At 35.9% G+C, this 17436-nt stretch carries 16 protein-coding genes and 3 tRNA genes; 7 read left to right on the top strand and 12 right to left on the bottom strand.

Annotated features, from left to right (window positions below):
• Nucleotides 1-10 precede the first annotated feature (10 nt).
• From ACQ4M0_RS04380 to mnmE, 7 genes are all read right to left on the bottom strand, one after another.
• Nucleotides 11-1252, bottom strand: coding sequence for an IscS subfamily cysteine desulfurase (locus tag ACQ4M0_RS04380; RefSeq protein WP_007302400.1), 1242 nt, complete (start codon nucleotides 1250-1252; stop codon nucleotides 11-13).
• A gap of 171 nt (nucleotides 1253-1423) precedes the next feature.
• Nucleotides 1424-2338 carry an ankyrin repeat domain-containing protein gene (locus ACQ4M0_RS04385; protein WP_213863855.1) on the bottom strand — a complete coding sequence of 305 codons (915 nt, stop codon included), beginning with the start codon at nucleotides 2336-2338 and terminating at the stop codon, nucleotides 1424-1426.
• A 119-nt stretch (nucleotides 2339-2457) separates the two neighbouring features.
• Nucleotides 2458-3891, bottom strand: a complete 1434-nt coding sequence (terL, locus tag ACQ4M0_RS04390) for a phage terminase large subunit (protein WP_213863854.1) — start codon at nucleotides 3889-3891, stop codon at nucleotides 2458-2460.
• Between the two features lie 307 nt (nucleotides 3892-4198).
• The gene (locus ACQ4M0_RS04395) at nucleotides 4199-5155 is read right to left on the bottom strand and encodes an IS5 family transposase (protein WP_213863789.1); all 957 of its coding nucleotides are present in this window, start codon (nucleotides 5153-5155) and stop codon (nucleotides 4199-4201) included.
• A 484-nt stretch (nucleotides 5156-5639) separates the two neighbouring features.
• The gene (locus tag ACQ4M0_RS04400) at nucleotides 5640-6644 is read right to left on the bottom strand and encodes an NAD(P)/FAD-dependent oxidoreductase (protein ID WP_007302395.1); all 1005 of its coding nucleotides are present in this window, start codon (nucleotides 6642-6644) and stop codon (nucleotides 5640-5642) included.
• A gap of 170 nt (nucleotides 6645-6814) precedes the next feature.
• Nucleotides 6815-6899: transfer RNA gene (locus ACQ4M0_RS04405), tRNA-Ser, on the bottom strand.
• Nucleotides 6900-6946: 47 nt separating this feature from the next.
• Nucleotides 6947-8275, bottom strand: coding sequence for a tRNA uridine-5-carboxymethylaminomethyl(34) synthesis GTPase MnmE (gene mnmE / locus ACQ4M0_RS04410; RefSeq protein WP_007302394.1), 1329 nt, complete (start codon nucleotides 8273-8275; stop codon nucleotides 6947-6949).
• A 197-nt stretch (nucleotides 8276-8472) separates the two neighbouring features.
• On the opposite strand from mnmE, the gene nuoI reads away from it, so the two are divergent.
• From nuoI to infC, 3 genes are all read left to right on the top strand, one after another.
• The gene (gene nuoI / locus ACQ4M0_RS04415; RefSeq protein ID WP_012481971.1) at nucleotides 8473-8955 is read left to right on the top strand and encodes an NADH-quinone oxidoreductase subunit NuoI; all 483 of its coding nucleotides are present in this window, start codon (nucleotides 8473-8475) and stop codon (nucleotides 8953-8955) included.
• 185 nt (nucleotides 8956-9140) lie between these two features.
• On the top strand, nucleotides 9141-11042 hold the full coding sequence (gene thrS, locus ACQ4M0_RS04420) for a threonine--tRNA ligase (protein ID WP_213863851.1): 1902 nt from the start codon (nucleotides 9141-9143) through the stop codon (nucleotides 11040-11042).
• 12 nt (nucleotides 11043-11054) lie between these two features.
• Nucleotides 11055-11573, top strand: coding sequence for a translation initiation factor IF-3 (infC, locus tag ACQ4M0_RS04425; protein WP_007302391.1), 519 nt, complete (start codon nucleotides 11055-11057; stop codon nucleotides 11571-11573).
• Between the two features lie 22 nt (nucleotides 11574-11595).
• On the opposite strand, the gene nuoF is transcribed toward infC, so the two are convergent.
• Together nuoF and ACQ4M0_RS04435 are read right to left on the bottom strand one after the other, a co-directional pair.
• Nucleotides 11596-12849, bottom strand: a complete 1254-nt coding sequence (gene nuoF / locus ACQ4M0_RS04430; protein ID WP_007302390.1) for an NADH-quinone oxidoreductase subunit NuoF — start codon at nucleotides 12847-12849, stop codon at nucleotides 11596-11598.
• A 17-nt stretch (nucleotides 12850-12866) separates the two neighbouring features.
• Nucleotides 12867-12939: transfer RNA gene (locus ACQ4M0_RS04435), tRNA-Lys, on the bottom strand.
• Between the two features lie 300 nt (nucleotides 12940-13239).
• Here ACQ4M0_RS04435 and ACQ4M0_RS04440 point away from each other — a divergent pair.
• The 4 genes from ACQ4M0_RS04440 to ACQ4M0_RS04455 all read left to right on the top strand — a co-directional run bounded on the left by ACQ4M0_RS04440 (nucleotide 13240) and on the right by ACQ4M0_RS04455 (nucleotide 16010).
• A tRNA-Ala gene (locus ACQ4M0_RS04440) sits at nucleotides 13240-13315 on the top strand.
• Nucleotides 13316-13515: 200 nt separating this feature from the next.
• Nucleotides 13516-14961, top strand: coding sequence for an MgtE intracellular N domain protein (locus ACQ4M0_RS04445; protein WP_438456299.1), 1446 nt, complete (start codon nucleotides 13516-13518; stop codon nucleotides 14959-14961).
• A 46-nt stretch (nucleotides 14962-15007) separates the two neighbouring features.
• Nucleotides 15008-15451, top strand: coding sequence for a hypothetical protein (locus tag ACQ4M0_RS04450; RefSeq protein ID WP_438456300.1), 444 nt, complete (start codon nucleotides 15008-15010; stop codon nucleotides 15449-15451).
• Nucleotides 15452-15545: 94 nt separating this feature from the next.
• Nucleotides 15546-16010: a hypothetical protein gene (locus ACQ4M0_RS04455; protein ID WP_007302387.1), complete on the top strand. Its 465-nt coding sequence runs from the start codon at nucleotides 15546-15548 to the stop codon at nucleotides 16008-16010.
• Nucleotides 16011-16085: 75 nt separating this feature from the next.
• Here ACQ4M0_RS04455 and ccmE read toward each other — a convergent pair whose 3' ends face one another.
• From ccmE to ACQ4M0_RS04470, 3 genes are read right to left on the bottom strand one after another with little or no spacing between them, the layout of a single operon-like run.
• Nucleotides 16086-16478, bottom strand: coding sequence for a cytochrome c maturation protein CcmE (gene ccmE, locus ACQ4M0_RS04460; RefSeq protein WP_012481969.1), 393 nt, complete (start codon nucleotides 16476-16478; stop codon nucleotides 16086-16088).
• Nucleotides 16462-16599 (bottom strand): CcmD-like small membrane protein, encoded by a 138-nt coding sequence (locus ACQ4M0_RS04465; RefSeq protein WP_007302385.1) that lies wholly within the window; start codon nucleotides 16597-16599, stop codon nucleotides 16462-16464. The genes ccmE and ACQ4M0_RS04465 overlap by 17 nt, the downstream gene beginning before the upstream one ends.
• The gene (locus tag ACQ4M0_RS04470; RefSeq protein WP_007302384.1) at nucleotides 16596-17432 is read right to left on the bottom strand and encodes a biotin--[acetyl-CoA-carboxylase] ligase; all 837 of its coding nucleotides are present in this window, start codon (nucleotides 17430-17432) and stop codon (nucleotides 16596-16598) included. Before ACQ4M0_RS04470 ends, ACQ4M0_RS04465 begins: the two co-directional genes overlap by 4 nt.
• Nucleotides 17433-17436: the final 4 nt, after the last annotated feature.

Raw genomic sequence — 17436 nt, forward strand, 5'->3', positions numbered from 1 at the left:
GTCTTATTCTTCAATGAGAATCCCATTTTACGGTGCTTAAATCTATTCCCTCTTGTACCATTTCCAAAAGTGGGCTCATTTCTCTTAGCCGTCCAACATTTTTAGTAACAAGATCTGCTGCATATAGAACTTCATCTTTAGTTGTAAATCGGCCAAGGCCAAATCTAATTGATGAATGCTCAAGATCGTGGCCATTGTTTAGTGATCTTATGACATAAGAAGGTTCAAGAGATGCAGATGTGCATGCAGAACCAGAGCTTACTGCTAAATCCTTGATTGCCATGATAAGAGACTCACCCTCAACGTAAGGAAAACTTAAGTTAAGGTTACCTGGAATCCTATTTTCGTAGTCACCATTTAAAACAACATCAGGAAATGCCTCTTTTATTTTGTTGTACAAAATATCTCTCAACTCTTCTAATTTGCTTGCTTCTATTTCCATTTCTTCTTTAGCGATACGTGCCGCTTCACCAAAACCAACTGCAAGGGGAGTAGGAACTGTTCCAGAGCGCATGCCTCTCTCCTGTCCACCACCACTAATTAGTGGCGTCAACCTAACACGAGGATTTTTTCTACGGACATATAATGCACCTATTCCCATAGGTCCATAAATTTTATGGCTAGAAAGGCTCATAAGATCAATGTTCATTTCATTTACGTCTATTGGAACTTTTCCAAAGCTTTGAGCAGCGTCTGTATGAAAAAATATATTATGCTTTCTACACATTGCACCAATTTCTTTGACAGGTTGCATTACTCCGATCTCATTATTTGCCATCATCACTGAAATCAGAATTGTTTTATCAGTGATTGCCTCCTCAAGTTTCAACAAATCTATAATTCCGTTTTGCTTAACGGACAAATATGTAACTTTAAAGCCTTCATTTTCCAGATGTCGACAAGAATCTAAAACGCACTTATGCTCCGTGCAGACAGTTATTATATGATTTCCCTTATTCTTATAAAAATGAGCAACACCTTTGATAGCCATGTTATTTGATTCGGTTGCACCCGAGGTAAAGACGATTTCTTTGCTGTCTGCATTCACTAAATCAGCAATGTGCTTCCTTGCTTTTTCTACTGCTTCCTCAGCTGTCCAACCAAATGAATGACTACGAGAGTGTGCATTACTAAACTCACCAAAATAAGGTATCATCACCTCCAAAACACGAGGATCTACTTTAGTAGTAGATTGATAATCGAGAAATATTGGTAATTTTATTTTAGCATTGCGTATTTTTTCCATATTCATAGTCAGGTTTCAGCATAGAAGTTACAATATTTAGTAGCACTAAAGCTTAATTTTTTCAAGATATAATCTTGCCTAAACGAAAGTTGTCAGCGCTCTCTCCTACGTTATTCCAGTGTCCCTGTAATGTCATTTTCTATGATCAGTAGTTTATGCAGCTAGGTCGAATACGTGCTAGGTAACCCTACTAGTGCTAGCAGCTTCTTGACGCCCATCCATTAAGACTGCTACTCCATCAACTTTAGTACTGGGCTTTAACATCATATATGTAGCACCACCAACTGCTAGTGCTACTGCTATAACTGCAACCACTGCTATAGCTATAGGTATTGCAATTGTTTCAGTTGCAAAAAGTACCGCTGCTATAGCAGTGCCTAATAATGCAGTTTTTACAGCGGTAGCAATCCCTTTATTAAATGCTTTCACAAAAGAACGTCCTCCTGCCTTTAATAGAACTTCTACGTTTTGACCCTTGGCATAATCTAAAGGGGTCATTCCATGTGTATTTACTGCATTAACATTTGCTCCTTTTTCGAGTAAAACATCTACTGTCTCTTTGTGACAATAAGAAACAGCATAATGTAAAGGAGTTCCATACAAATGTTGCGCATCAACATTTGCTCCTGCTTGGAGTAAAACCTCTACTATCTCTTTGTGATCTTTATGAACAGCATTGTGTAATGGGGTAAACCCATGTTCATTCCTTTCATCAATTTTAATTCCTTCGATCTTTAATAGAGCTTCTACTGTTCCTATATGGCCATGTTTAGCTGCTAAATTTAATACAGGAGTCCAACCTTTTCCACTCTTATCGCTAATGTTTGATCCTGATGATATTAGAGCATCCAACACATTTGCATAGCCTGCCTCAGCAGCTATCCTTGATAACGTAAACTTTAAATATTTAGGATGATCTGAGGTAAATTCATGATTTATATCGAATTTCTCATCAATCCACTCTTTATGTAAATCTTGATCCTGCCTCTCTAGTTCTTCTTGTATTTTCTCAATTATGTTATCTTTATTAAAATCTTGCTTATCGTTAATTACATTCAATACTTTTTTCAGTGTTTCATATCCTTTTGCCATAACTTTACCTTTAAACTAGAGTAAAACATCTAACTATCATATATTATACTAGAAAAGCAATATTTATTTTAAATGAGCTTATAATCGAAATTGTGGGTAGCAAATTATTGCCTCTTGAATCACAATGTTCGTATAGCTGCAACCCTGAAGCTACTATCTCTCATCCACTGAAGGTATTGCACAGTGCTGTCTACTTGATCGTCGTGGCGGGTTTCTGGGAACATTAAAATTTCATACTCAAAATCGCTGAGCCATATTGCTTGATGCGGCAGAAAAACCTTGCCGGATTCTATTATCGGAACAATCTGGTGGAATCGAGCGATTTTACTGTTATGAGGCACTATCTCAATAACAGGTATTGTCTTTAGCTCTTGAATCAATTGTTGACCGCTTGTTTTTGCTTCGATTAAAATTGCGTGTGGCTTCCACCTTGCAGCTAGTGATAGAACTTGTTCTTTAAGTTTTGGATACTCAAGCTTCGCACGGTATACATCGAGTAAATAAAACTTATTATTCACCTTTGTCCAGGTGGTGCAGACACTAAAGCCGCTAGAATCGTTTGTTGAAACTGCAGTATCCCAGCTCTGAGTTATATGTGAGAGATTGTCAGGAAAATTTCTATAGCGTTTCAACCATTCTTGCTTAATTATACCACTTGAAAGCGGCAGAGGATTTTGTTGATATTGAGCAGCAAAAGCGTAACTCCCAAGTTCAGCCTTTATCATTTCAATTTCTCCTACATCTAGGGGATATAGCAGCTGACCTTCCTTTTTTAAGTATAAAATCCTTGAAGATGTAGCGCCTGTTGAGCTTTTGCACTCATTTGTAGTTACTTGAATAATAGGAACAGGAGAAGGGAGAATGGATCTTTTGATTGAATAGATAATTTCCTTATTTTCAGAAATCATTGGCAAACAAACATGATGCCATATATTTTTCGGCTTGGAGAGAAGATGCCCAGTCAAATCCTCTTGATGTAGTCTGTGCATTACAACAACGATAACTCCTTTTTTCCTGTCATTAAGCCTGGTTATTAGAGTCTGATCGAACCAGTTTGTGGCACGTTTTCTAAACGTCTCGCTCAAAGCTTGAGAGGAACTCAGTGGATCATCCACGACGATAAAATCTCCACCTTCACCAGTCAGTGTTCCACCAACAGATGTTGCAATCCTACATCCTCTCTGCACTGTTTGAAATTTATATTTAGTGTTCTGGTCTTTGCATAGTTCTACCTCTGGAAATAGCACTCTATACCAACTAGACTGCATCACGCACCTGGTGTCAAGCGAATGCTTTTCGCTAAGCCGCTGAGAATAGCTTGCAACTATTATTCTTGCGGTTGGCTGATTACCAAGTATCCATGCGGGCCATGCAACACTCACGCACATAGACTTCATCGAGCGCGGAGGCATATTGAATATTATTCGCTTCACTTCACCAACACTTGCTGCTTCAAGCCTGTCTGCTATGATTTTTATATACTGATAATTGTTATACTCACATCCCGGCATCACCGTTTGAAAGCATAGTTCGATAAATTTTAAAAAGTTCATGTTAGTCTCCTATAGTGTTAGTGGAATTTACTTTATGGTGGTGTCAGCCTCTTTGGTGTCATATCAGCGTCCTTTTTCTTGTCATCCAAGTAGCCCTCTCCTTGTCATTCCAGTGCTTGACACTGGTTCACCTTATGATGGTGTTATTCAAGTAGCCTCTATCCAAGTGCCCCTTTGGTGTCATCCGAGTAGCTGACACTGGTTTCTTACCAACAAAACCTAGCATAACTTTTGTGCTCAAAAGATTTCTGGATTCCAGCAGGCTTTGTTGCACAGCTCTTCGGATAGTGGGTAATGTATAATAAATTCATGAAGCTATATCAAACTTAGCCATGCCTATTTCAGTAAATTTGTTAAGCAAATAACACTTGAGTAGCAGTTCCTTCTCACGATTAATCTCAGATTTATTCCTAAAACTAAATCCAAATATTTGCTTCAGTCGCGAGAAAAAACTTTCTATATAAGATCTCTTCCAATAATTTATCTCTTTTTTCCACCTCTTCATACCATCTTCATCATATGACTTTATGAGCTTGATTGTAGAATTTCTCTCATTCATATAATCCAACTTTGGATGCTCTACTGCATTATTTTGCGGAGGAATCCTTGTCTTTATGTCAAGCTCATCGCACAGTTTGTATAACTTCTTTCGATTATATGCCCTATCTGCATATATCGTGCTTATGTTATACTTGGTATCCACTCTTTCAATAAGATCACAGGCTCCATAGTGGTCGGAATAAACTCCACTACTGTATTTTGCAGCTATAACTTTTTTACTACCTATCTCTAGCATTACATGTAGCTTTCTTGTTTGCTCATAGCGGCGATACTTTCTATCTGTACCATTTGCCTTACTATGGCCTGGAATATTATTGTAGATGCTGATACCTGTACTATCTATAGCAATTTCAATATCTTCCATATCGTTCTTATCAACTCTGCAGTCGTTGATTTTGATATTAAGCTTTTTAAACCTTCTTGAAGCCTGCGAATAGCTGATAATTTGCAAAATTTTCCCTATTTGCTCAAGATATTTCTCTATAAATCCCACTGTTTGCCTAAGACCAATCCTGAATAGATAGGTTATTATGTGAATTAGAATCACTACTTTGTCGCTGTAGACATTGTTGCCACCTGCTACTTTTGGACTATTTTCGTACCAATTTTCAATGGCATCGTTGATATAATGAAAAACATTTCCCCTTTCTTGAAGAAATTTGTTATATTCATTGCAGTTACTGACTTTCATTCTTATTGGCATATTTTTCCTTTGTCGGCTAAATATCTATTTTATAACAAATTCCATCAGTAACTGCCTGTTCTTTCCTTGAGTGGTGCAACAAAGCCATTCCAGCATCAAGTGCTGGCCTGAAGCTTTAGTTACAAGTATTAAGAAATTCACCAAATGAAGAAAAAAGGCAAAAGAATCCCCGTGTAACGAGTTTTGACCCTATAATAATGTAAATTGGCATTGTAATAATGTGCTAACGCTTATTTAAAGCGCATTTTGGCTGAATGTAGAAAAAATAAAAAGACATGCAGCCGCTATAATTTTATGTAATCTGCCAATATATACCTGAGTTTTTTACTGAATTTTGTTGTTAAATCTGCAGAGATTAAAAACAAGGATAAATACTCTTATTGATATGATAAGGGAGTTGGGGAAATTTGTAAAGTAATCTTTTTCGTTTGTATTCCCTTATGCTTGAGATAACTGCATGCAGGTTCATGGATCTCTTTACTCTTTAATTTCGATGAATTCCCTTTGAAGTTGAATATTGAAAATTAACTGGAGAATTGTGAATTACTTTGTATATGTGATAACAAGCCATGGCGCTCTCAGCAAAACCATTTAGTATCAATTTTAGTTTGTCTGGATAAGTAGCTATATCTCCGATTGCATATATTCTATCTCTACTGGTTCTAAGTGTAGCTGGGTCGACAATTATGCGGCCATGTTCTAACTCTATACCCCAATTGTTTATTGGACCAAGATTCATTGATAATCCAAAAAATGGCAGCAAAAAATCAGCGGATATTTCTCTTTCTTCCTTAGAGGCAATGTTTTTTACTATCACTGCTCTCAACTGCCCATTACCTCCTGCTAGTTCGTGTAATTGATATGGCACTACCAGTTCTATCTTTCCGTCATTTTCAAGTGATTCTAATTTATTTCTAGTTTCAGGAGTGCAGCGAAATTCCTTTCTCCTATGTATCACATAAATTTTCTTCGCAACTTTAGAAAGTTCTACAGTCCAATCAGCCGCAGAATCACCCCCCCCTGCAATGACTATAGTTTTGTCCTGAAAATCAGAAATTTTATTTACACTATAAAATACAGATTTATTTTCATATTCTAATATACCACTTAAGGGTGGACGGTTAGGTTCAAACATTCCGTTACCTGCAGCAATGATAACGGCTTTGCATTTTACCTCTGTACCTATGTTCGTTATGATAGTAAAGTTTTCACCTTCGTTATTTGAAATCTTTTCCACTTTTTGACTTAAATGGTAAACAGGCTCAAACGGTGAAGCTTGCTCCATTAACTGCTCAATTAATTTTTGGGCAGTAATTACAGGATAACCAGGTATATCATATATTGGCTTTTCTGAGTAAAGAGCTGTGCATTGTCCTCCTGCTTGATCCAAAACATCTATTACATGACATCTCATATCAAGCATTCCCGCTTGAAAAGCAGTGAATATTCCAATAGGCCCTGCACCTATTATTACTATATCGGTTTCCATATTCAGATGGTGATCTATTTATAGATATTAGCTTTCTTTGCTAACAAGGTCAATTTACAAAGGGATGTATTTTTAAAAGATGTGGCTAGATTAGATAAGATTTCCAGCGTTATGAACCATCTAAATAAGCTCTAAAAATTAACTAACATTTTAAATCTGAGAAGTAAGTGCGGACGGAATGGGATTCGAACCCATGGTACGTTTCCGTACGTCAGTTTTCAAGACTGGTGCCTTAAACCGCTCGGCCATCCGTCCACCTCTTTTTTACCACAATATTTAATTTCAAGCAATCTATAAAAATCTTACTTGCCTACACAAAAGCTACTAAACACACTATCCAATATTTCCTCAACATTAATAATTCCAATCACTGCACCAAGTTCAAATGCAGCAAGCCTCAAGTCTTCAGATATCAACTCAATTGGATTATCGATTTTAAAACGTTGTAAATGTTCCAGTGCTTTCTGCATGTGACTCCTATGTCTTTGCCGAGTAATCACAGGAGTGTCTCTATCATGCCCAAATTTTTCCTCTGCCTTCTTTTTTATGAGAGAGATCAACTTGTTTGTACCTATTCCCTTTAAAATAGAAATAGGTAGAAAATCTACACCGCCAATCAGTATATTTCTGTCATTAATTGCATCGTCAGCTTTGCTCAATACATAAATAGTATCGCTATTTACAACGTTGCAATTGATATTATGACGCTGTTCAAAAGGAAATAGTTCTATTCTTAAATCAGCTTCAAAAGACCTTTTTTTCGCTCGACTTATACCTTCTGATTCTATTGGATCTGAACTCTCACGAATTCCAGCAGTATCAGAGAGAATGATTGGGTATCCCCCAATGTCAATATGAGCTTCAAGTATATCTCTTGTTGTGCCTGCATATTCAGAAACAATAGCAATATCACGCTTGGCTAAGAAATTAAACAGAGTTGATTTACCGACATTTGGTTCACCAGTTATTACAATATGTAAACCCTCACGCAACCTTTCGCCCCGTCTATTATCATTTAAATGCTCTTGTATCAACTGCACGAGAGATTGCACTTCATTATTAATTTTTTCCAATTCACTTTTTTCTGCCCAAATGTCCTCTGGAAAGTCTATATATGCTTCGATTTTGGATTGTATCGTTATTAATCTTTGCCTCCAATTGCTGTATAGTCTCTCCAATTCTCCTGATATCTGCTTAATCGCTTGTTTAGCTTGCATTTTCGTTTCAGCATCAATTAAGTCTGCAATTCCTTCTATTTGCGTTAAGTCAAATTTACCATTTAGAAAAGCCCTAAGTGAGAATTCTCCAGGCCTGGCCATAACGAAAATTTTTGATAATTTCTCCAAGATGATTTTTATGACGGCCTTGCTTCCATGCACTTGTAACTCTATAACATCCTCGCCAGTGAAACTGTTTGGAGCAGGGAAATAGATGATTATTCCATTATCTATCAATTGATTGGAATCATCATATAGATCAACTAAAGTAGCAAATCTTGGTTTGATTTTTTTCTTAATATGAAAATGATTTAAAGCTTTAAGGGTGTAGTTGCCTGAAATTCTGATTACTGCAACTCCTGACTTACCAAATACGGTCGACAAAGCAAAAATAGTTTCATTTGTGTTTGTCATTATTTATATAAACTACTTAGCAATTTAAGAAATCGAAATACCTAATCTAAAAAATTTTTGCTTATATTACTTATTCATATTAATGCAGTATTAGTAAATATATTGTATAGAAAAACTACAAAAGTCATCCAGATGAAAATATTTATTTTGAAAACTGATAATATGATTTATAATGACTGACACAAGTTTTAAATATTATGCTCAAGAAATTAGCTTGGTATTGGTCTTCTGTAGAGTTAATTAAAGGGTTTGTTATTACATTAAAATATATGTTCAAACCAAAGGTTACTTTGAGGTATCCTATGGAGAAGGGCCCTTTAAGTCCAAGGTTTCGTGGTGAGCATGCGCTGCGTAGGTATCCAAATGGTGAAGAACGATGCATAGCTTGTAAGTTATGCGAAGTTATCTGCCCTGCTCAAGCAATAGTTATTGAAGCAGAGGAAAGAGAAGACGGTAGTCGCCGCACCACACGCTATGATATTGACATGACAAAATGCATATATTGCGGACTTTGCCAAGAAGCATGTCCAGTTGATGCAATTGTGGAGGGTCCTAACTTTGAATTTGCTACTGAAACAAGAGAGGAGCTAATGTACAATAAAGAAAAGCTATTGCGTAATGGTGAAGTTTGGGAAGAAGCAATTGCACTCAGGTTAAAAAAGAATAGGCCGTATTATTAACTAGGTATGTCAACAATTAAAATTTCTTACAGCAAGTATGTAATAGATCTCTTGTACAACTGTTATTTAACTGAAAGATCAGTAGCTCACCTTTTGGTGTCATTCCAGCGCGTGGCGCTGGAATCTAGAAAAGAAAGAAACATGGATCCCAGTGTCAAGCACTGGGATGATAAAAGGTCTAATGAATGATAAAAGTTACCTTTTTAGCCGAACAAAAAGTAAAAGAATACAGTGGTAGAGTCACTGGCTTTGATATATTACAACCGGATGCTTTGAGAGAAGCAATTGCCTTTAAGGTAAATGGTGAGTTGTATGATCTCTCACGTGAAATTGAATCTGATACAGAGATAGAGGTAATACAACTGAGTGACGAAGCGGGTTTAGATATAATAAGGCATGATGCTGCTCATATAATGGCGCAGGCAGTAAAAGAGCTCTTTCCTAATACTCAGATTACTATCGGGCCAACAATTCAAGATGGTTTCTACTATGATTTTGCTACAGATCGTACCTTTACCACGGACGATCTTGCTGCAATAGAAAAAAAAATGAAGGAAATTATAAAAAGTAACCACAGATTCGTCCGAGAAGTTTGGACTCGTAAGCAGGCAATTGATTTCTTTAGTGATATAGGTGAAAGATACAAGGTTGATATTGTCTCATCAATACCAGAAAACGAAAACCTAACTGTTTATAAACAAGGCAACTTTGTAGACCTATGTCGTGGTCCGCACTCACCATCAACTGGCAGAGTTAAAGCGTTTAAACTTATGAAAGTAGCAGGTGCATACTGGCGTGGCGATTCTAAGGGCCCAATGTTGCAAAGAATATATGGCACCGCGTGGAGAAATAAGGATGAATTAAATACTTATCTTAAACGTCTGGAGGAAGCAGAAAAACGCGACCACCGCAAAATTGCTAAGGATATGGACTTATTTCACATTCAAGAGGAAGCTGTTGGGCAGATTTTTTGGCATGAACAGGGATATACTTTATATAATGTTCTTGAGTCTTACATCAGAAAAAAGTTAATGAACAATGGCTACTTTGAGGTGAAAACCCCTATTTTAGTAAGCAAAGAGCTGTGGGGAAAATCGGGACATTGGGATAAGTTTCGTGAAAATATGTTCATTATTGATGAATCTGAAAGTAAAAAGCTAGCAATAAAACCCATGAATTGCCCTTGTCATGTGCAGATTTTTAATTCTCACATCAGAAGCTATCGTGATTTACCGATACGTATGGCAGAGTTTGGCACATGCCATAGAAATGAAAGCTCAGGCTCATTGCATGGACTGATGCGAGTGCGTGGTTTTACGCAAGACGATGCACATATTTTTTGTATGGAAAAACAAGTGAATTCTGAAACTGTAAAGTTTTGTGACCTTTTAAAAGAAGTATATTCAGAACTTGGGTTCAATGAAATTTCTGTGAAATTTTCAGACCGTCCAGATACTAGATCAGGTAATGATGAAGTGTGGGATAGAGCTGAAAGAGCACTGCTTGAAGCAGTTAAAGAAGCAGGGCTTAGTTATGAACTTAATCCTGGTGAAGGTGCATTTTATGGTCCAAAGTTAGAGTTTATTTTGAAAGATGCAATAGGTAGAAATTGGCAATGTGGAACGTTGCAAGTTGATTTTATTTTACCGGAGCGGCTTGGAGCTTTTTATATAGGAACAGACGGGCACAAGCATCACCCTGTCATGTTACATAGGGCAATTCTTGGAACTTTTGAGCGTTTTATTGGAATTTTAATAGAAAATTATGCAGGAAAATTTCCAGTTTGGCTTGCTCCAACACAGCTTGCTATTCTGACCATTACAAATGAGTCTGACGGTTATGCTACAGAAATCAGCAACGTTTTAAAAGAACAAGGTGTGAGAATCAAAACTGATTTGACCAATGAAAAAATTAGCTATAAGATACGTTTGCATAGTTCAAGTAAGGTACCTATATTATGGATCATAGGCAAAAATGAAGTTACAAATAAAACTGTGTCAGTGAGAAATTTAGGATCGGAAAAACAGGAGTCTTTTTCTTTGGAGAATGCTACTGAATTGCTGTTAAAGATTATTAATTTGAATTAATGGAGCTAAAATTTGCAAGTCAAAAAGAACAATAAAAACAGAATTAATGAACTCATCACAGCTAAGGAGGTACGCTTAGTTGATCATAGTGGTGAAATGGTCGGAATTGTTCCAATAGAAAAAGCTTTGGAAGTTGCACAAAGTGTTAATTTAGACTTGGTAGAAATCGCACCTGATTCAACTCCTCCAGTATGTAAAATTCTGGACTATAGCAAACAAAAGTATGATATAAAAAAGAAGGCAAGTGAAGCAAAAAAGAAACAAAAAACATTAACTATAAAAGAAATTAAACTGGGTCCTAATATTGGTGATCACGACTACGAAACAAAATTGCGTCAAGCAAGGGATTTTCTTGTGCATGGACATAGAATTAAAGTCACAATGAGATTTAGAGGGAGAGAGCTTGTAAACACTGAAGTTGGACTGAAAAAATTAGAACGGCTAATTAGAGACGCTGAAGATATTGCAAAAGTAGAATTAGCACCTAAAAGGGAAGGAAATCAATATTCTTTAACTTTAGCTGCTAAGTAGTAAAATCATTTAAAAGTATAAGTTAAGTTACTATCCTCTCTTCAATTATATGACGAAAATGTCTGATTAATCCTTGAACTGGCCAAGCTGCAGCATCGCCAAGTGCACAAATTGTATGCCCTTCTATTTGAGTTGTAAGGTCAAGTAGCTTATCTACTTCACCAGGTTTAATATTTCCTGCTACCATTCTTCTCATAATCCTCCACATCCATCCAGTGCCTTCACGGCATGGTGTACATTGTCCGCAGGACTCATGCATATAGAAATGTGATAATCTTTCTATTGCAGCTATTATGTCAGTTGATTTATCCATCACTATTACAGCAGCAGTACCAAGCCCTGATTGTGCAGCCCTTAATGAATCAAAATCCATTTCAATAGTATCACATATAGATTTTGGAATTAGTGGGACTGAAGACCCACCAGGTATTACAGCAAGTAAATTATCCCAACCTCCTCTCACTCCACCTGCGTATTTTTCAATTAATTCACGCAGTGAAATTCCGAGCTCTTCTTCAACATTACATGGATTATTTACATGCCCTGAAATGCAAAAGACCTTAGTGCCAGTATTATTTGGTTTACCAAGAGATGCAAACCACTCTCCTCCGCGATTTAGAATATCTGGAACCATGGCTATAGTTTCAACATTGTTTATTGTAGTTGGACAACCAAAAAGTCCAACACCTGCAGGAAATGGAGGTTTCATGCGAGGAAAGCCCTTTTTTCCTTCAATGGATTCGAGTTGAGCTGTTTCTTCCCCACATATGTAAGCTCCTGCACCCCTATGGATAAACACATCAAGATCATAACCTGATTTGCAGGCATTTTTTCCAATTAAGTTTTCTTTATAGGCTTCCTCAAGTGCCTTTTTTAGAACTAAATATTCATTATAAAATTCACCCCTGATATAAATATATGCAACTGATGCGCTGATCGCTCTGCCAGCTAGAAGAATTCCCTCAAGTAACTTATGTGGCTCATATCGTAATATATCTCTATCTTTACACGTACCAGGTTCTGACTCATCTGCATTGACTACTAAATACGCTTTTAAAGGATTTTTAGGCATAAAGCTCCACTTAAGGCCAGTAGAAAATCCTGCACCCCCTCGACCTCTCAAGCCAGATTTCTTTACTTCATCAATGATTTTTTCTGATCCTAAATCCAGTAATTCCTTTGTTTTTTGCCAACTACCACGTTTTTTTGCACCTTCAAGTAGTGGTGTTTCTTTACCATTTAAGTTTATGAATATTTTATCCTGTTCTTTTAGCATGCTTTTAAGATTCTAAGTGATCCCGACGCGATTCGAACGCGTGACCCACTGATTAAAAGTCAGTTGCTCTACCGGCTGAGCTACGGGATCATTTTATTTTTCAGCTACACTAAACAGTAATATAGTTTTTATCCGTTTTAATCAAACTAAAATTTTCATGTGTGGTTAAATAAATTACATAATGTACTGCATTAGTGATAATTTAATTAAAAATTTTTGAAGGAAAACTTCTTGTTAATTCAAAGATTCATTTTGGTAAAGCTGACGTACAACTCTAAAAAGATAGAGAATTATACATAAATGCAGAATTTGTGCACTATTTAGCAATAGCCTCACAAATAAATATTTCTTGCATTTCAGCGTGAGTGATTTATGCTTTAAGCAAGAATTGGGGGCATAGCTCAGCTGGTAGAGCATCTGTTTTGCACGCAGAAGGTCAGCGGTTCGATCCCGCTTGCCTCCACCAATATAGGTTCTAGCGTATCATAAAGTCAGCTTATTTTAATCTAGGAGTGTTTTATACTAGTTTCCTAAAAAATCCCTCTTTCTGTAACTTTTCTTTATGCAAGTAATGTGTGTTATTATAATTCTGATATATGCTAACTTAAAAATAAATTAATCAATAAATGTTAGAATAGCTATAATTAAGTTGATTAGGAAATACTTATGAGTAGCAAGAAACGCGTTTTTAAGATGGTACCCGGAGAGGAATTATCAAAAGGATTTGGTAACAACGTCTATTGGCCTGAATTTTCTCTTTTTCAATCGGTTAAAAAAGTTAAGCTTGTGCAACTGGGAAAAGAAGATGAAACGATAGAATTACCAATAAGATTATGCGGCAATAACATCCTTGGAGATATCTTTTATTGCATAAGGAACGAAGAGGGAAATACTTTGAAAGGTAGTTTTTCTAGAGATAAACCATGTTATACAAAAAACAGTTGTGCATTTGTATATTATAATGATATGTTAGTCAAGCTATCAATGAAATCGTACTCTGTAGACTGCGAAGAAGGTTGTTCTGGTACTTTGCGTAATGATATTAAATCTGAGAGATCTAAGTACATTTATGTAACACAGGAAGAATTGTCTGATACTTATAAATATTATTTCTCAGATTATCAAGGAAATATTGTTAATTCACCTGACAATCAGGCATTACAATATATTGGGCTGGACGTCAGTGAAGAAACAGTAAAAAATATATTATCTAAAATACCAGAGAATATAATACTATCAAAGGTGTTTGCTAAAATTTTTGTTGGGGGACTAACAGAAGATCAGTTAGAAACTCTTACCCATACTCTTAGTGAAGTCCAAATAGAGAACTTAGTAAAGCACTTAACAGATAATCAATGGAAAACTTTGGTGAGTCATTTAACCAATCACCAATTACATATTCTTGCTTATGAACTAAATCCAGAAAAATTACAAATAATTATTCCTATTTTAAATGATGATCAGCTTGGAGCCCTAGTGAGAGAATTAAATCCAGAGCAAGTAAGAGAAATTTTACCTCATTTAAAAGTCGATCAGTTCAAGGCACTTATCAATAATATAGACGATTATCAGCTTGTAGAATTAGCAAAAGATTTAGATGAGCACCATTTGACCATTCTTTCCAAGGAATTGTGGTCTGAGCAACTTCCAGCCCTAGTACACACTTTAGAAGGAGATAGGTTACATAATTTAATTAATAAACTAGACCACGATAAACTTGCAATAGTAGCTCGAGATTTAACTGATTCTAATAAGATTCAGATTATCATTAAGTCTTTAGCTGACAACCCAGACAAACTTCAAGCTTTTGCTCGCAATATGTCTAATGAGCAGTTTAAAGAACTTTTGGATAATTTAGGTGCAGGAGAGCTGAAAGATATTATTCACAAATTGCCTCACGAGAAAGTCATGTCTGTGATTGGTGATCTTAGCAGTAAAGATCAGTCCAATGCTATTATTGATGCATTGAAAGAGAAACTTGAAGAACAGAATAAACATAACGAGGAAATCAAGGAGATGCTCAAGCAAATCAAGGATGATATGCCAGAAATTGGACAGGCCCCAGACTTCACAATAGTAGACATTAATAATGACTCACTGTTATTTGTATAGTAGTGATTTATAAAGATAAGTAGTTTTTTTATAGGAGGTAACTATTATGAGTAAAAGTACAAAATTATATTCTAGTGAAGGAGTTGAATTAAATAGTACATTACAACTTCAGAAGCCGGCGTTTAATAAACCAGATTTTGTAACACCAGAAATAAAGAAGATTACTACTAAAAGCAAACCGGATGGGATTGATATAACCAAGGTCATGAAAGAAGAAGAGATTAATGCTATACCGGGAATCACGATAAGCGTTAAGAATCTTAAAAATTTTTATGATGGTCTGATGAAAAGTATTAATAAATATAACGGCGATATAAGTGAGGCGATTACAAATGGCGTAGTAACACCACTGTCATTAACTATAGAAAACATAGGCGCAAAGACAAGCGAGATAGACGATAAACTTAAAGATCTTCAGACTAGACTTGATGATATACCAGAGATTGGAGGAGCTCCTGCATTTACTGGCGAAGAGAACGGATTGCTTTAATAAAAAAGGTAGCAGCTTGCTAGCAGGCTGTTACCTCTTTTCACATACCATTTCAATGTAGCTGAGTTGATTTTAAAATTTTATAGGAGTTAGCATGAATAATAGTAAACAAGAAAGCGAAAATAACTTTGAAGCAATAAACCAAATGAGCGATTTCAACTTTAAAGAAATAGACAATATAGAAGTTGAAGTTAAGCCCACAAACTTTGAGGACATTGAAGATAAAATTGCAACAATTCATTACGTCTATCAAGTTATGGATAAGTTAGTCTGCGATTTAAACGAGAAGTTTGTTTCGGGCTTGCGTGTCTCAATTATGGAGAACATAGCACAACTTAGAGGAGAGTTTATTGATATGAACCAACACTTGGCCGAAGGTTTATCTCATTTGAATAAGTTAATTCAGCAGGATGGATTTATTGATAATAATCAAAACTATAGAACATGGGCAGAAGAACTTGATCACCTAAGGGGCGAAGTTGAAGGATTAAAAGCAGCAATAATTGACCATAATGACGTAGAATGGGAAGCACCAACTCACTCTGATATATTGTGGTAGTTAGGAAAGTAACAGCTTGCTAGCAGGCTGTTGCTTTCTTTCACATACCATTTCAATACAACTGAATTAGGAAATCTATTTTAGGACTTTCGGCTTATAGTTCTCATCATGTTTTGCAAACACCGTATCTGCAAGAAAGGTACCATTATCAAACATTTTACCTTGTACAACAACACCACTTTTTTCTGAAAACATTGGTGGAAGTATTCCCTGATATTTCACCATAACGCTCTTATTAAAATCTGTCATCTGAAAAATTACTTCGCTTTCGCTCCGTATCACGCTATTTTCAACAATCATTCCACCAACACGGATTGGCTTTTGATTATTTGGTAAAACTATTGCCTCACTTACTGTATAGAAAAATGAGATATTTTCTTTGAGCGTTGTTAAAATAAAAAAAACTGCACAACTTAAAAAGCAGAAAATTCCTGAAGTTATAAGTAATCGCTTATGTTTCTTCTTCATTATTATCTTTCAGGCTTTCTAGAATTTTTTTACTTTTAGTATAGCAAGAAACGGTAAAAATCAAATTTCCACCAATCAGTATGAAACTAATAAGGTAAGCAAAAATTACATATGTATTCATAATGCACTGCCAATAAATAACTCACCTGCATCAAAATAAATTAAGCTTCCATCCTTTTGCTGCAACACCAATTTACCACTTTTATCTATATCAGCAAAAATTCCTTCATACAATTTGTCAGCTAACTTTACACTGATTTGCTCATTCATTTTGAATGCTTTTTTTAACCACATTTCTCTTATAGCATAAAACCCATCAAATAGCCATTGCTTTCTTAGCTTATTAAAATTTATTATTAATTCCTTTAACAGATCCATGTTAGACACAGATTCACCGTAATTGCTAATGCACGTTGTGCCTGGAAGTGGCGCATGATTGACATTAATTCCAATTCCTATAATGAGCCAATTTGAATTGGATTTTTTTTCAACCAATATTCCGCTTATTTTCTTGCCATCGATTAGAATGTCATTTGGCCATTTATGTTGAAGATTGAGATCGTTTATGAATTGATCTCTTGTCATCCCAGTGCTTTGACACTGGGATCCAGAAGAAAAAGTATGGATTCCAGTGTCACGCACTGGAATGACACCGCAGTGGGTTTGATTATTCAAGAAATTTAACGATAATAAAGTATTTCCAACAGCAAGAGCAGTCACAAAAGTCAATTCTGTCAATTTGCTGACATCCTTTTCTTGGTTAATTATCAAACTCGCATAGAGATTACCCTCTGGAGAAATCCAGCTTTTTCCAGTGCGTCCCCTGCCTTCTGTTTGTTTATCAGCAATAATGACAGTTTCATTTGATATCCCTTTCTCAATTAAACCCAATGCTTCTTTATTAGTACTTGGAACTTCTTTGTAATGATAAATACGAAAACCTTCAAGGATCACCTTG

Origin of the sequence: Wolbachia endosymbiont of Kerria lacca (genome assembly GCF_051602725.1) — a bacterium.
GTDB lineage: Bacteria > Pseudomonadota > Alphaproteobacteria > Rickettsiales > Anaplasmataceae > Wolbachia.